Genomic DNA, 14,992 nt, shown 5'->3' on the forward strand with positions numbered 1-14,992 from the left:
TTGAGTGGACGCTCTTGGTTCTGATGCTATAGAGAAGGTAGAGCGTTTCGTCACGTTTTTTCGGGTGATTTATTTTAGGACGCCAATGAGTTCCCAGCGGAAGAAAGCACCGAAGGCAAGGTTAATTACGAAAAGAAGTCCTGCCATGAGGAGGGTACCAGCGATAACCACTACGGTGGAGCCGACGATTTCGTGGCGAGACGGCCAGTTCACCTTCTTCATTTCAGCTTCTGTGGCGATCATGAATTCAGCAACATTTGGCTTGTTCATGATCCAGAAGAGGAACGAGCCGAAGATAATGACCGTAGCGAGTGCCATGCCGCCCTGCCAGTAGACAGTGTTGGTAGCGATGTTTTCAAGCTGTCCCCAGAGGTAGAGGATGCCGGAGAGGACGAGGGTACCAGCGCCGATCCATGTCAGCGTGCGTGTCCAATAGCCTTCGCCTGGCTTGTAAATCTTAAACATATCTATCGTCTTTCAAATAGATTTTGATGGCGGGAGCGGGTGCTCCGTATGATGGTTTTGATCCATCTTTGAGGATTGTACCGCACCAAAATGCAGCCAATGTCCTTGGCATCTTGACCCTAGAAATCTTCCGTGAACACGGGCGAGAGGAATCGAACCCCTAACCTGCTGATTTGGAATCAGCTGCTCTGCCAATTGAGCTACGCCCGTTTGGTTGTCATTAGGCTGGTGTTGGAAATTGTGATACTTCCTTGAGCCTATTGATAAGCCTCCCGAACTGGGAGGCCTGTGGGGAACATTAGACCCTGTTTCGGCGATTTCGTCAAGTCATTTCAGACAGGATTGGCCGATTTCAGGCACGTGCGTCCAGTATTGTCCTATTTTAGTCGTGAGAATGAGTTTGTGGTGAAGGTGGTGAGGTTTTTGGAGTTTTGGGAGGATAGCACGGGTTGGGGGTGCGATCCTGATTAGGGCATATGGCCAAATGCGGTACAATGAGAACCTATACTGTGAGGTTGCCGTAAGTTGAGGTGTTGAGACCGTCGAGGGCGTGGTATGAGGGATATTGCGGAGAAAGATTGCGGGAAAGGGTGATTGTTAGGTGCGGTCGGGTTGAAATTTGCTAGCATACTGGGCCTGCGTTTTTGAGGGATGGGACAAAAAGTCAGCCGAAGAGACTAGAAAGATGGCAGAGCCGGACTTTACATTCAGTTGGACGGATATCGAGGATATTGCTTTGGCACTCTTGGAGGCGTATCCGGATGTTGACCCGCTGGGGGTGAAGTTTACGGAGTTGCGGGAATTGGTTGAGGGACTTGAGGGATTTGAAGCTGAGGAAGGTCAGTCGGTGAACGAGCAGATTCTGGAGGCGATCCAAGTCGGCTGGCACGAAGAGAGGTTGGAAGAAAACGGTAGCGGTGATGGTGGTGAAGACGGCGAGTCGTCGTACGAACCGAATAATCCGTACCGCTGAATGGTAAGCCGTTATTGTTGAACGCCTGTGTCCTGCCTTTGTTGCGGGTGGTGGTCATAAGACGGTGAATAAAATAAGACGTAAGCAGAATCATTGGACGGCATGAGAATCGGATGAAACCAGCCGAACCCACAATGCGTACCTCCACCTCATCGGAGTTGTCTGATAAGACGGATCTGCCGGTGGAAGAGGAATTTGATGTGAGTCATACATCGGAAGATGGCAGCGGGGAATCTGTGTCGATTACCGATGAGGATATTGCTGCGTATGCAGCACAGCAGGCTGAGGTTGAGGATGATCCGGAAGTGTCAGATGATGTAGTGGAAGAAGAAGCTGAAGCCGCACCGATAGAGGATGCTAAAGCTGAAGAGAAGCCGAAGCATCGTGAGACGCTGATTAAGATTCCAGGGCAGGGAACCGAGTACAAGCCGTCATGGATTGCGCGTTTGATCAATCGCGGCGAAGCGAAGATCTCCAAGCTATCGACGAAGAATAACTTTTGGCATCGTGTGTGTTCGTGGGTGTTCTTGCCACTAGCGTTTCGGAGTGGGATTAAATTCCATCATGGTGATGTGGGGACATTCTCGGCACTCTTGCCGTTCCGCCGGTTTAATCGGAATTGGTATAACGCGATGGCAGGTGGGGCGCTGCTTGCGAATTCGGAAGTGGCGGGTGGGATGTATGTGTTCCAGCAATGTGGGCAGCATTACACGGTTGTGTGTAAGCATTTGAGTTATGATTTTCATCGTCCGTGCTTTGGGCCGGCGGTGTATCGGATCGAGCCGGAGGAAGATATTAAGGCGCTGGTAGCGTCTGGAAAAGAATTTAACATCACGATCAAGATGCAGATTGTGCAGATGGTTGTGCCGGGTGATCGGAAGGAACGACGGGTTGGGAAGTGTACGGCTCGTTTCCATGTGACGCCTAAGACACAGTATCGTCAGCGAAAGAAATTCGTGCGGAAGCGCGCGACGGGGAAATAAAGTTTAAGACCAAAGTTCTCCAGAACATATTCACAAAGAGCGGCGCACCTGATGCAGATCAAGTGCGTTTTTTGTTTGGCTAGGGCGATGGAAAAGAGTCGCAGGATATGTACGAAGGTGGGGCCACTTCCCCGGCTGCATGTGCTAAACTATCGCTCGCACTAAATTCATGTTCAAGCAAGTGATGTAGCCGAAAGATGATCGAAAAGGTACACCCATCAATCTCGGATCGCGGCGTGGGGCCGGTGTTGTTCTGGTCGGCGTTTTTGGGTTCGTCGTGGACGTGGATCATTGGGATGGTGTTGCCAGTTTTGTTGGTGAATGATTTTGGGTTTTTGGGTTGGGTGGCGTTTGCGGTGCCGAATGTGATTGGTGCGGCGGCGATGGGATTTGTGTTACCGACGGCGGCGGTGTCGCGGCGGGTAACGGGGATGCACCGGGATATGTGTTTGCGGTTTTCGGAAGTGACGATCACGTTTCACTTTTTTGTGATTTCATGGTTGTACTTTAAGTTGTTCGGAACAGTAGGCGTGGTTGCGCCTTGTGTGTTAGCGGTGGTGCTGTGGGTGATGGTGTTGCGCCGGCCGGGCACTGTGATCGCGACGCTGGCGGTGACGATCCCGTGTATTGTTGTAGCGATCGTGGGGATGAGTATCAGAGGGGCGTGGACGCAATTGGGTGAGCCGCACCGTTTGGATATGACGGATTGGATCTTGTTTATCCCGGCGTCAGTGCTTGGGTTTGCTTTGTGTCCATATTTGGATCTCACTTTCCATCGAGCACGCCAATCGACTTCACGGAATGCGGGGAAGCTAGCGTTTTTGTTTGGTTTTGGGATTGTGTTTGCTTTGTTCATCACGCTGAGTTTGGCGTACTCAGGGATCTTGCGGCCGGTGCTTTATGAAGGGGTCGGCTTAGATTTACCTGGCGGTTGGTGGACGATTTTGTTTTTGCAGCTTACGTTGCAAGCTGGGTTCACGGTGGCGATTCATGCGCGTGAAATCTCAATGCGGATGAAGCGGTCGGGGATTGTGCGAGTATTTTTTCTAGCGGCAGGTGGCTTGCTCTTGGGTTGGATCGCATCAGGGCAGATGAACGAGGTGTTTGGCAAGACCGTGGCGGAGGTGGGATATCGGACGTTTTTGTTGGCGTATGGGTTGCCGTTCCCGGCGTATGTTTGGTTGTGTATGATTCCAACCAGGCGACGCGTTGTGGCACGTGGAAAAGTGATCGTTTGGGCAATTACCGTGCTGGCGGGGTTCCCGGTGGTGTTTGGCTATTTCATTGGGAATCAGGCGTGGTGGATTTTGTATCTTTTGGGGATTCTAGTGATCGCGCGGGTGGTGGTAGAACTTTTGCCGGCTGTGAAGGAACGCGAGCCGGTGTCTGTATAAGCATGGTGAGAGAGCGGGATGCTCTATTCAATCAAAGATTAGGCGCGGTGTTGCTGCGCGTAGCATAGAAGGATGGGATTGAGATGCCCTTTACATCAGGACGTGTGACATTTTTGCGATTTAAGGTAATCGGTGATGGGCCAGTAGCTGTCGATGAGGCGGCGCTATCAATTCTTGCTGAGCATAAGTTTCAAGAAGTTGAGATTGGCGCACCAGATGAAACCGAGGCGGGTTTTGTAACCGGGCAGCACATCTTGGATACACAGTTTACATATGAGAAATGTGGGTATGGGAATATGCTTTTGTTTGCATTGCGGATGGACACGCACAAGGTGCCATCGGAGTATAAACAAGCGTACAAGATGATCAATGAGCAGGCAGCTGCGGCGGGAAACCCGTCGGGTTTTGCGTCTAAGTCGGACAAACGTGAGGCAAAAGAGCTTGCAGAACGTCAGGTGCATGAAGACCTAGCAGCAGGCAAGTTCCGTAAGTCAAAGATGTTTCCGATTCTGTGGGATTTGAAAGCGGGGATGATCTATCTTGGCGGCGCGTCTAACAGTGTAATAGAAGAACTTGCGCGGCAGATGCGCCACGCCTTTGCTGTTGATCTGGAGTGTATGTCGTCGGGCTTGTCGGCGGGGTTCTATCTGCGTGAAAACCATTCATCACGGGATTACGAAGATTTCCGTCCGTCGAAGTTTACCAAGCCGCCGGCTGTTGCCGCGATGAATCGTGATGAATCAGAGATCGGCGGGTATGACGATTTGGCGACGCCGATCGTGCCATGGGTAAGTAAGAGTGTGGATCTAAAGGATTTTTTAGGCAACGAGTTTTTGTATTACCTCTTGTATCTGGCTGAGACGAATGAGGGGTTGTGTGAAGTTGAAGATGCGAATGAAAAGCGTGAATATTTCATCACGATTGATAAAGCGCTGGATATGGATTGCGCATGGGATGCTGGGGGGAAGCAGACGCTACGCGGCAATGCACCGGATCGTTTGCCAGAAGCGGCAGAGGCGATGGTGACGGGGAAGTGGCCACGGAAGCTAGGGCTTTTGTTGTCGGATGGGGAGTTGAGTTATGAGCTGATGTTGCAGGGGGATAAGTATATTGTGTCGGGTGCGCAGTTGCCGGAGATCCAAGATGCGGAGACGCCGCGTGAGATTATTGAGTATCGGCTGAGTTACATTGCGAAGTTGGCGGAGATTGTGGATGACATGTATCACGGTTTTATTGCGGTGCGTAGTGATACGGCGAAGTGGCCGGGTTTGCGAGATAAGATGAGTAAGTGGATCAGAACGCGGAAAGCGCCGAAGGTTGCGGTACCGATGAAGACGCCGCCAAGCTCTGAACAGGTATCGGGTAGTCAGCAAGCAGAGGAGCCTGAGACGGCAGAGGTCTAATCGTGGATTAGGCAGGAGTTTTTGGTTGTTCAGGCGTATTACGTGCGGCAATGATGGGGAAGCGAGACACGATTATTTTTTTGTTTGGGAAGATGGTAACGACTTCGATAGCCCAGTCGATGCGGGGGTAGTCGATGCGCGAGAAGGGGGAGGAGGGGCGGCGTTTGTTTTTGGGGACTGTGAAGGTATGAGTATAGGAAAGTTGTTGTCCAGGCTTGAGTATGGCGGGTGGCGGGGCGGAGGCAGTGGTCTGGAAGAGTCGTGTGCGTGAGAGGCCCGTAGATTGATCACAAACCAAACGGATGGCGAGTGAATCGATGTGGGTAGTTGATGCGTAGATTTGTTCGGCCCTGATAACATAGTCGCTAGCGAGTGAGAGGATTGGACTGGTGGTATATGCCGTAGTGAGCTGGATGTGATTGGTGTACTTGAGATTGATAAAGCCGACAAAAGCTGGAGCGATAACGATTAGCATTGTCATTGCGGTGGTAATGATGGGAAGTATGAGGGGAGATGATGGATTATAAACAAAGATGAGGTAGTGTAAGAGGGTTAGTGCTGCAAGTATTAACCAGATGAACGAAAGAAAGATTAATGTGATTGCGGTGAGAGTTGGCGTGGTATGCGGGGTAAGCTGTATCCATTGGTAGCGATCAGGTGGAGTGGATTTAGGGAGGGTGTCAAAAGCACCGCCGATGCGAATAATAAGTGTTGTCATACTTATAATCATAATAGATATAAGTATGGCGAGGTTCGGGATGTAAGATGCGGTAGGTGAGAGGAAGGATAGCGTGGGATTTTCTGGTGAGATGTATGCGGTGTGGGATTGATTAATTTGGTAGTGAGCGATTGTTTGTTTGGCCCAAGCTGCGGTGCCAGTGATGTGGAGTGGAGCGAAGCGGGTGGCAGTATAGCGTTTGGAGCCGATGGTGTATTGGTAGGTAATGTGAGGTGTGCTGAACCCGAATATTGATTGATGGGATTTAGCATCAGTGATGGTGGCGCGGACGGGTTCGAAAGTGCTGAGTAGATGGGACTGGTGATGGGCGCGGAGCAGTCCGTAGCCGAGCAAGCCGACGGTGATACAAAGGAGGATGGTGAGTGTGACAAGAAAACGCAAGCGATAATCCCCGCCCGGAACGCGTGTGTTGGTGTGAATCAATATAAAGATCGGATGAAGAGGGGGTTGGCGTGCGAGGATGTGGGAAGCGGACCAAGAGGTATCGGAAAAGGGCGCGCGGTTGTATGATTTATAACGATGATAGCACGCATTGAAGGCATACTGGAAGGATTGGATGGGCAGGCCGCACTTTTGAATGTCGGAGGGGGGATGGTGTACGAAGTGCTTTTGCCAGCGTTTGCGGTGAACCGATTAGGTGGACAAATTGGTGAGCGGGTGAAACTGTCTACGTTGCATTATCTGGAAAGTCAGGGGCAAGGCTCGACGTTCCTGCCGCGGTTAGCGGGTTTTCTGAGCGAACAGGACAAAGCTTTTTACGAACTGTTTACAACGGTAAAGGGGATCGGTAACCGTAAGGCGCTGCGGGCGATGGCTTTGGCGAGTGAGCAGTTGGCTGGTGCGATTGCCGATCGTGATACGTCGACACTTCAGAGCTTGCCGGAGATTGGAAAACGTACGGCAGAGACGATTGTCGTGAGTTTGAAAGGAAAGGTGGATGATTTCCTACCGGGGGCAGCGCGCGTGCAGCAGGTGTCTACTCAGGTGTTAGATGGCGAGGTATTGGGTGAGATTGAAGAGGACGGTGTGATGATGCGCGGTGGGGGAAGCTTGGCGCGTGAGGCGTTGGCGGTGTTTGTGTCATTGGGTGAGAATCGAGCGCAAGCGGTAAGCTGGATTGATGAGGTATTGGGTGATGGGGAAGACGATTTTGGTAGTGTGGACGAGGTAGTGGCGGCGGTATATGCGGCGCGGGCAGTGAAGTAATATTTGAGATCGATCATCGATCAATGTGCGTACGAATGAAAAGCCTACGGTTTGGAAACCGTAGGCTTGTGTGCAAATTTTTTGCTACAAATTCAAGGTGTGTTCCCACACGTAGAACGTGCGAGCTTGCGCGGAGAGGGTGGTTTAGTCGATGCCTTGTTCGGCGAGCCAGCGTTCAGCATCGATGGCGGCTTTACAGCCCATGCCGGCAGCGGTGATGGCCTGTTTATAGACGGTGTCTGCGACATCGCCCGCAGCGAAAACACCTTCGACGGATGTTGTTGAGCGGTAGGTATCCTTGAGCTTAATGAACCCTTCGCTATCAGTTTCGAGCTGCCCGTCTAAGAAGTCGGTGATGGGGGTATGGCCGATGGCCATGAAGAGACCGCCGAGATCGAGGTTGCGTTGTTCACCTGTTTTAGTGTCTTCGAGGGTTACGCCAGAAATTTTTTCTTCGCCGAGGACTTCAGCAACGCGAGTGTTCCAGAGAATTTCGATTTTTTCGTTGTTCATGGCGCGGTCAGCCATGATCTTGGAGGCGCGAAGGACATCGCGGCGAACGATCATGTAAACCTTGGAGGCAAATTTGGTGAGGTAGGATGCTTCTTCAACCGCGGAGTCACCGCCGCCGACCACGGCGAGTTCTGCGTCACGGAACATGGGTAGAGCACCATCGCAGACGGCACATGCAGAGACGCCGCCACCGGTTTGGGCGAGGCGGAGCTCGTTTTCTTGGCCGAGCCAGTTGGCTTTAGCGCCGGTTGAGATGATGATTGAGTGTGTTTTGACGGTGAGGCCGTTGTCACCGGTGACGGTGAAGGGGCGTTTGGACATATCGATGGAGGTGACGTTCTGGCAGGGGGTGTATAGCCCCATGGTGATTTCGTCTTTGGTTTGGATGCCTTTATCGGTGGCGACGCGAGTGCCAAATGATAAGGCTTGATCGAAGAATTGCTGCATCATTTCAGGGCCTTGGATGCCGCCGGGGTATCCGGGGAAGTTTTCGACTTCAGTGGTGAGCATGAGTTGCCCACCGGGGAGCAGGTCTTTGCCGACGGCGCGACCGGGGAAGACGAGGGGTTTGAGGTTAGCGCGGGCTGCGTAGATGGCGGCGGTCCAGCCTGCGGGACCGGAACCGACGATGACAACTCTTTCGATGTGTTCGCTGTTAGATTGATTCATGGTGGAATTGTACGGGGTTGGATGTTGGGGGGAAAGTCAGCCTCGGAACTTGCTTCTGAAAGTTGCTTCTAGGGAGGCTGCATGTGGACGTAGCGATATAACAGGGTATGGCGGCGGGTTATTTCAATGGATGAGATGAATGATTGGCTGGCAGCCCGTGGTCATTGGCTGGTGAGAAGTGATTGTGTATAAAAAGCTTCGCGGGTTCGGGCCGTGGATTTGCTTTTCTGGATAAATCTAAGCGCTGATTAGATGAGATTGTATTGTGCTAATTGGTCGGGGACTTGATTTTAGAAGTTGATTGTTTGGTGGTGGGAGATTGCGATTTTGCTGGTTTTGTTGGTGTGGACTCACTTTCGGTGGTGGTTGTTGCGTCTTCGCCTTGGGTGTGGTCGTAGAGGGAGAGCAGAGCGAGAAGCCAAGCGGTGGTGGATTCAGCAGATTGGTTTTCGGAGACGCCGTGTGGGAGGAGTGCTTCGGCGCAGCCGCCGGTGGTCGGGTCGTAAAGTGGTTGGTGGAGGTCATTGTCGCCGAGGAACCAGTTGAGGCAGGTGTAAGCGCGGTCGAGCCAGCGTTTGTCCGCGGTGATACGGTAAGCTTCGAGCGTGGCGTTGATCATGCCGGAGGCTTCAATGGGGAGTTGGTTGAATCGAGTCTTGGATTGGTTGCGTACAAGCCAACCGTCGGAACCGATGGGAGCAAAATGATCGTTGTCGTCGGCGGTTTCGATGTTGTAGAGCCAATCGAGGACGCGGAGTGCGGCTTGAATCATTTCATTGTTGAACATCCATCGGCCAGAGAGAAGCAAGGCGTGGGGGATTTGCGCGTTGGCGTAGGTGAGTTCATCGGAGAGCCAATGCCAATCGGAAGAGCCGTTGCGTTGGAAGGCGTCATAGAGTTTTTGTGCGAGTTGTTCACGGACGCGGCGGGCATGGGAGTCGCCAGAAAAACGGCGGAGGTAAGCGTGGATGCCGATGAGCGCGTAGGCCCAGCCGTGTGGAGATTGAAGTGAGGTACAGGGTTCGAGGGCTTGCTGGAAGAGATTGGTGGCGAAGGTCATATGTCCACGTGTGGTGGAGCGCGCAACAGTTTCGCCAAGTGCCCAGATGGCGCGGCCGTGCGAATCTTCAGAGCCGTCGGTGTCGAACCATTGCCGGTCGTATGAGAGATGGTGGCGGAAGCGTTTGTTTTCTGCGTTGAAGGCGTGTCCGAGGAAAGAGAGGTAGCGTGTGGTGAGGTCTTCGAGGCGGGGTTGGGCATGGGTGGCGTGGAGATAGTCTTGTGCGATAAGGGTGATGATCAGGGCGCGTGCGTTGTCGTCGGTGGTGTAGCCTTGATTGCGATCTGGGACGGTAGCAATGGCTGCGCGGAGGAGGCCGACGGAGTCGGTAAGGTTCACGAGTTGTTCGAGCTTAATCTCAGCGAGTTCTGGTGTTTTGATGCTGGTGTTGCTGAGGAGGTTGGGGCGGGCTGTAAGGTTGGGTTTGGGATTTTGGTTGCGATGTTCGCGAACAGACTGGAAGAGCGAGAGGTGTTGTTCCGCGACTTCTTGCCAGACCATGGAACGGGTGTATTGATAGGCGCGCTTACGGATGGCGTGACGGTCAGATTCGTGATCGAAGAGATGATTGATACCGTTGGCAAGGGCGTTTGTATCGGCGAAGGGAACGAGGATGCCGCGGTCTTCGGCGAGTAGTTCTTGTGCGTGCCAGTATGGTGTGGAAACGACAGCTTTACCGGAGCCGAGTGCATAGGAGAGCGTGCCAGAGGTGATTTGCGCTTCGTTAAGGTAGGGTGTGACATAGACATCTGCAGCACCAAGGAATTCAATGAGTTGTTCGAGTTCAACAAATTGATTGACCCAGATGATGTTGTCGGCAATGCCGAGTTCTTTGGCGCGGCGTTGCAGACCGAGGCGATACTCCTCTCCTTGATAGGCGATGACACCGGGATGCGTCGCGCCGAGGACGATGTAGACGGTGTCTGGATGTTTTTCGATGATGCTTGGGAGGGCTTCAATCATATTCTCGATGCCTTTGGAGGGGCCGAGCAGACCGAAAGTGAGGATGACTTTTTTACCTTCGACGCCAAAGATGTCTTTGTAGTAGTTGGGGTCGACGAAGGGGACATCAGGGATGCCGTGCGGAATGAGCTGGATTTTTTCGTTTGGAACGTGATAGATATCGCGTAGGAACTCTTCTGCGCGTTCGGCCATGACGACAAAGCAGTCGGTGAGATCGGTGAGCTGCCGCATTACTTTGAGTTGCGAGTCAGTAGGTGTTCGGAGAACGGTGTGGAGTGTGGTGACAACGGGCATGCGCAGGCGGCGGAGCATTTCGAGGATGTATGAGCCGTCGGGTCCGCCGAAGATACCGAACTCGTGCTGAAGGCTGACGACGTCGACGTTGGACATGTTGAGGAAGTCTGCAGCGAGGCGGTACTCGACTAGGCGGTTTTGATTGATTTCAAACCAGACGCGGTTGGCATAACGATAGCCTTCGGGGCGATCGTTCATGGCAACGGTCATCGTGTTGATGTCGGGTGCTGCGGAGGTGAGTGCGTCTGTGAGGTCATGGGTAAATGTAGCGATACCGCATCGTCTAGGGACATAAGTGCCTACACAAGCGAGGTTTTGTAGGGCAGCCCAAGATTTGGGTTTAGAATTTTGAAGCATATTTCTGCCTACGGTTTTGCGAGCAGTGGGGTGAGGTACACGGAGGCCTTGCTGTATGTTGGGTGCAAGGTTTGTCTGTTGAACTCTATGAGCCGAATGCGCCCGTCGCTTGGGAGAGCCGGGGGATTGCATCATGGACCCCTGTGTATTAGGAACAGAAAACAAAAAAACCGTATAAGTGCAGAAGATTATGTGACTAATAAGTATCTCTACCGCATCATAAGTATTGCATCGGCGATGAGCAATGGATTTGTGCATGGACTGTTGCCCTAAGGGTGGGGCTGGGGTGTATATGAGTAAGGAGTGGATGGTAGTTGGCTGAAGGCCATCGTGTAGGCCGATGAATGGTGGTGCAGGAACTGGAGAAGGTTTGGCGCTGGGGATATGTTATGCTGCTTATGGGCCAGAATAGGTCAATCACGACAGCGGAGAGGCATATTGACGACGAATGATCAAATGGAAGGTGTGATTTTGGCAGGTGGGAGGGGGACGCGATTGCGGCCGCTGACGGATTCGCTGAACAAGCATCTGTTGGATGTAGGCGGCAGGCGAATGCTGAGTTATCCGCTGGAGGCGATGAAACACATGGGGATTGTGCGGGTGACAGTGGTGACATGCTGCGAGGATGTGGCGGGGTTTGAGGATTATGTGGTAGCCGATGCGGTGACCGAAGGAATGCAGGTCGTGGTGGTGGGACAAGCTGAACCGCGAGGTATAGCAGATGCGTTACTTGCAGCGGAGGAGAGTGTTCAAGCGGATCGAATGTGTGTAATGCTTGGTGATCAGTTGGTGGGATATGACTTACACGAGGTGGGGCAGCGGTTTCTTGCAACCGGCGATGGAGCGATGGTGTTGCTTAAGCCTGTGCCTGACCCGCAAAGGTTTGGAGTGGCGCATGTTGAAGCTGAGCAAGTGGTGGGCATAACCGAGAAGCCAGAGCAGCCTGCAAGTAATCTGGCAGTGACGGGGATCTATTTTTATGATCGGCGAGCATTTGGTTTCTGTCGTGAGATAGAATTGTCCGAACGTGGTGAGTTAGAAGTGACGGACGTGAACTGTTGTTATATCAAGTTTGGCGAAATGCGCTGGGAGATGTTAGATGGTTGGTGGGCAGATGTTGGTACGTTGGATTCACTGCAGTACGCGCGGCGGATGGTCGAGCAGTACGGGGCTAATACATTTCGCGAGGGATGAATCATGAAAAGATCATTGAATGGCATGCGCGTGTTGGTTACTGGGGGCTGTGGTTTTATTGGTACGAATTTCGTTCATCACGTTATGCAAAAATTCAAAGATGTATTCGTTATCAATCTTGATGCGCTTACATATGCAGGGCGCCGAAAGAATCTGGCAGAGTGGGAAGGTAATGAACGCTACCAGTTTGTTAAGGGTGATATTTGTGATGAATCGTTAGTACGTGATTTGATTCAAGCATGTGATTGTGTTTTGCATCTTGCGGCTGAATCACATGTTGATCGTTCGATTGTGGATGCGAGGCCATTCGTTCAAACCAATGTGTTGGGTACACAAGTTTTGCTCGATGCGATGCGTGAGGTTGATCCGCCAGGAGATAAGCGGTTTGTATATGTCTCGACTGATGAGGTTTATGGTGAGTTGAGCTTAGAAGCGCGAGAAAAACGGTTTACCGAGGATATGTGTTTGCGCCCAAATTCACCATATGCTGCATCTAAAGCTGGTGCTGATCTGATGGTGCAGGCGTATCATCGAACTTACGGCATGGATACTGTGGTGACAAGGTGTGGGAACAATTATGGTCCATACCAGTATCCAGAAAAGTTGATACCGCTGTTTATCACAAATCTACTTCAAAACAAGCCGGTTCCGCTTTATGGCGATGGCAAGCATGTTCGGGACTGGGTTCATGTTGACGATCATGTTGAGGCGCTGTGTTGTGTCACTGAGAACGGTGAAGCAGGGGAGGTTTATAACGTTGGTGCGGCGTGTGAGAGATCAAATCTTGAACTGACAAAAATAATTTTGAGGGCGATGGGGAAGCCTGAGTCAATGATCGAGTATGTGAAGGATCGGGCAGGTCACGATCGGCGGTATGCGATAGACGCTAGAAAAATCAGGGAGAATCTTGGTTGGAAGGCAAGCGTCTCAGACTTTACTGATAAACTGGACGCGCTGATTGCGTGGTATACGACCCATTATGGTTGACTGGGTGTTTAGTCGCGTTGATTTTCGGCCATGTTGCTATGTCACATCAGTGTTTCATCAGCAGAAAATAGTGCTTAAATCGCTTACGTAGCTTTGCAAAGTATGGGCGTTTGCGTTATCAAATAAGCATAGGGTTCGTAGCATGTGTCCTCAGCGTATTAGATTTAGTATGAATCATTGCGTTTCAGGTATTAGACGCAGTACGAATTAATAGATCTACCTTGTGTAAAGCAGATAGCATCTAGAAAGGAGGGTCCATTTCTGAGTGGGAACCATGCTATGTCATGACGGGCATTATTTGTATTGATGCTACGGGTCATGGATCAGATGAGTACTGTTCGGTGGGTTTTGAAGGATGCAAGAGGGGGGAGTAAGTACCTTGGAGCAATTCAAGAATGTCTGGCCGCGCGTGAAGTAAAGGGTGAAGGGATAGGTGTGCATCAAACTAAGATTGTGTCGTTCCGAATCTTTGTGGTGTGAGTTGTTTGCATTGTTTGTCACCATCATGCAATAGTGAGTACAGGCAGCCAATGACATTATTTCGTAAGGAAATCCAGATGACCCGGGTAGGCCATCGCGGTTTGTCCGAAAAGCCAGCGGTAATGTCGACTCATGACGATTGGCCTTCGGCTTTATCCGATGGACATGAGGATTGGCGGGAAACAGTCTTTCGCCATTTGCCCGCGATCGTGATGGCGGTAAATGCACAGGGTGTTATTCTTGATATGAATAATGCCGATGTAGGTATTACTCGTGAAGCGGTCTGTGGGCAGACGGTTTATCAATGGATTGATGCGACTTATCTTGAGATTTACCGCGAAACGCTTGCAGAGGTTTTCCAAACAAGTGAGCTACATCGCTTAATTATTCGCGATGTAAATGGTAAGTGGTGGTGGGTTTCGATGGGGCCAGTGATTGAATACCAATCTGAACCGGTCGTGAATATTTTGACATTAGATGTGACTGATCAAGTTAGCCAAGAGGATGATCTTGGACTTGAGCTTGAGCAATATGTACGGGTTTCAAAGTTAATGATGGCAGGTCAACTGCATGCTGCGATTGCTCATGAAATTCGGCAGCCATTGACAACAATTGCAAATTATATTGATACCTCGTTGAGATTATTACATCAAAAACATGGTATTGATAAGGAAGATCTGGAGTATCTCAATCGAGCTTTAACAATAACGCTTGATGCAGGAAAATTTGCAGGTGAATTAAGATCTTTCTTAAGCCGAAAGGCGCCACGAAAGACTGAAAAAATAGATATAAACGATGCGATATGCCGCGCGATAAGGATGTTGTTGCCGCTTACGCAAACACACCATACTCTGGTGCGTTTTGAGTTATCATGTGATATACCAAAAATTGAGATTGATGGCTTTCAGTTACAGCAAGTGTTGTGTAACCTTATTACCAATGCTATCGATGCTTTCGAAGAAGCAGGGATCGAAAACCGGGAGATTGTTGTATCAACAAAGTTAGTTGATGATAGCCGCATTTGTATATGTGTGGCAGATACAGGTCCGGGTGTGGCGGTAGATAGACGGGATGTTTTATTTAAAGCATTCGAAACAAGTAAATCAGAGGGGTTGGGGTTAGGTTTATGGATATGCCGAGACATTCTTAGTCAGTATGGAGGAGAGATCGGCTTGGACAATAGTTATGAGAACGGTGCGTGCTTTAATTGCTATTTGCCTGTGAACAATGCGGCAGAAAGTTGTTAAAAACGTTTCGTTCCACGGTGTAGTAACTGGATGTACAAAGTCAATAAGTGAAAGAGAATTGACCC

General features: G+C 51.0%; 12 protein-coding genes and 1 tRNA gene. 8 read left to right on the forward strand and 5 right to left on the reverse strand.

All coding sequences use genetic code 11. The features are described 5' to 3' along the window. Window positions 1–69: 69 nt before the first annotated feature. Together secE and ACQ6WK_RS01530 are read right to left on the reverse strand one after the other, a co-directional pair. Window positions 70–465 (reverse strand): preprotein translocase subunit SecE, encoded by a 396-nt coding sequence (gene secE / locus ACQ6WK_RS01525; RefSeq protein ID WP_432798979.1) that lies wholly within the window; start codon window positions 463–465, stop codon window positions 70–72. Between the two features lie 137 nt (window positions 466–602). Then, a tRNA-Trp gene (locus ACQ6WK_RS01530) sits at window positions 603–675 on the reverse strand. A 475-nt stretch (window positions 676–1,150) separates the two neighbouring features. Between ACQ6WK_RS01530 and iscX the strand changes: the two genes are divergently transcribed. From iscX to ACQ6WK_RS01550, 4 genes are all read left to right on the forward strand, one after another. Beyond that, window positions 1,151–1,438 (forward strand): Fe-S cluster assembly protein IscX, encoded by a 288-nt coding sequence (gene iscX, locus ACQ6WK_RS01535; RefSeq protein ID WP_432798980.1) that lies wholly within the window; start codon window positions 1,151–1,153, stop codon window positions 1,436–1,438. Between the two features lie 113 nt (window positions 1,439–1,551). After that, window positions 1,552–2,421, forward strand: coding sequence for a PaaI family thioesterase (locus tag ACQ6WK_RS01540; RefSeq protein WP_432798981.1), 870 nt, complete (start codon window positions 1,552–1,554; stop codon window positions 2,419–2,421). Window positions 2,422–2,618: 197 nt separating this feature from the next. After that, window positions 2,619–3,815, forward strand: coding sequence for a hypothetical protein (locus ACQ6WK_RS01545; protein ID WP_432798982.1), 1,197 nt, complete (start codon window positions 2,619–2,621; stop codon window positions 3,813–3,815). An 83-nt stretch (window positions 3,816–3,898) separates the two neighbouring features. Next, window positions 3,899–5,218, forward strand: a complete 1,320-nt coding sequence (locus tag ACQ6WK_RS01550; RefSeq protein WP_432798983.1) for a hypothetical protein — start codon at window positions 3,899–3,901, stop codon at window positions 5,216–5,218. 7 nt (window positions 5,219–5,225) lie between these two features. Here ACQ6WK_RS01550 and ACQ6WK_RS01555 read toward each other — a convergent pair whose 3' ends face one another. Next, a complete protein-coding gene (locus ACQ6WK_RS01555) occupies window positions 5,226–6,380 on the reverse strand; it encodes a DUF3592 domain-containing protein (protein WP_432798984.1) in 1,155 nt (384 codons plus the stop codon). A gap of 96 nt (window positions 6,381–6,476) precedes the next feature. Between ACQ6WK_RS01555 and ruvA the strand changes: the two genes are divergently transcribed. Continuing rightward, window positions 6,477–7,163: a Holliday junction branch migration protein RuvA gene (gene ruvA / locus ACQ6WK_RS01560; protein ID WP_432798985.1), complete on the forward strand. Its 687-nt coding sequence runs from the start codon at window positions 6,477–6,479 to the stop codon at window positions 7,161–7,163. Window positions 7,164–7,307: 144 nt separating this feature from the next. On the opposite strand, the gene ACQ6WK_RS01565 is transcribed toward ruvA, so the two are convergent. Together ACQ6WK_RS01565 and ACQ6WK_RS01570 are read right to left on the reverse strand one after the other, a co-directional pair. Further along, entirely contained in the window at window positions 7,308–8,345 is a 1,038-nt protein-coding gene (locus ACQ6WK_RS01565; protein WP_432798986.1) for an NAD(P)/FAD-dependent oxidoreductase, read from the reverse strand. A 268-nt stretch (window positions 8,346–8,613) separates the two neighbouring features. Continuing rightward, a complete protein-coding gene (locus tag ACQ6WK_RS01570) occupies window positions 8,614–11,019 on the reverse strand; it encodes a glycosyltransferase (protein ID WP_432798987.1) in 2,406 nt (801 codons plus the stop codon). A 438-nt stretch (window positions 11,020–11,457) separates the two neighbouring features. Here ACQ6WK_RS01570 and ACQ6WK_RS01575 point away from each other — a divergent pair, with 438 nt between their 5' ends. From ACQ6WK_RS01575 to ACQ6WK_RS01585, 3 genes are all read left to right on the forward strand, one after another. Beyond that, window positions 11,458–12,213, forward strand: coding sequence for a sugar phosphate nucleotidyltransferase (locus tag ACQ6WK_RS01575; protein ID WP_432798988.1), 756 nt, complete (start codon window positions 11,458–11,460; stop codon window positions 12,211–12,213). Window positions 12,214–12,216: 3 nt separating this feature from the next. Beyond that, window positions 12,217–13,200, forward strand: a complete 984-nt coding sequence (gene rfbB / locus ACQ6WK_RS01580) for a dTDP-glucose 4,6-dehydratase (RefSeq protein ID WP_432798989.1) — start codon at window positions 12,217–12,219, stop codon at window positions 13,198–13,200. 557 nt (window positions 13,201–13,757) lie between these two features. Next, window positions 13,758–14,927 (forward strand): PAS domain-containing sensor histidine kinase, encoded by a 1,170-nt coding sequence (locus tag ACQ6WK_RS01585; protein WP_432798990.1) that lies wholly within the window; start codon window positions 13,758–13,760, stop codon window positions 14,925–14,927. Window positions 14,928–14,992: the final 65 nt, after the last annotated feature.

It is taken from the genome of Poriferisphaera sp. WC338 (assembly GCF_050931845.1).
Lineage (GTDB): Bacteria > Planctomycetota > Phycisphaerae > Phycisphaerales > Phycisphaeraceae > Poriferisphaera.

Bases quoted from the DNA above. Each gene is read 5' to 3' on its own strand.
- ACQ6WK_RS01550 (WP_432798983.1), top strand. From the start codon at position 3,899: ATGCCCTTTACATCAGGACGTGTGACATTTTTGCGATTTAAGGTAATC.
- ACQ6WK_RS01585 (WP_432798990.1), top strand. From the start codon at position 13,758: ATGACCCGGGTAGGCCATCGCGGTTTGTCCGAAAAGCCAGCGGTAATG.
- ACQ6WK_RS01545 (WP_432798982.1), top strand. From the start codon at position 2,619: ATGATCGAAAAGGTACACCCATCAATCTCGGATCGCGGCGTGGGGCCG.
- ACQ6WK_RS01565 (WP_432798986.1), bottom strand. From the start codon at position 8,345: ATGAATCAATCTAACAGCGAACACATCGAAAGAGTTGTCATCGTCGGT.
- secE (WP_432798979.1), bottom strand. From the start codon at position 465: ATGTTTAAGATTTACAAGCCAGGCGAAGGCTATTGGACACGCACGCTG.
- iscX (WP_432798980.1), top strand. From the start codon at position 1,151: ATGGCAGAGCCGGACTTTACATTCAGTTGGACGGATATCGAGGATATT.
- rfbB (WP_432798989.1), top strand. From the start codon at position 12,217: ATGAAAAGATCATTGAATGGCATGCGCGTGTTGGTTACTGGGGGCTGT.
- ACQ6WK_RS01540 (WP_432798981.1), top strand. From the start codon at position 1,552: ATGAAACCAGCCGAACCCACAATGCGTACCTCCACCTCATCGGAGTTG.
- ACQ6WK_RS01570 (WP_432798987.1), bottom strand. From the start codon at position 11,019: ATGCTTCAAAATTCTAAACCCAAATCTTGGGCTGCCCTACAAAACCTC.
- ruvA (WP_432798985.1), top strand. From the start codon at position 6,477: ATGATAGCACGCATTGAAGGCATACTGGAAGGATTGGATGGGCAGGCC.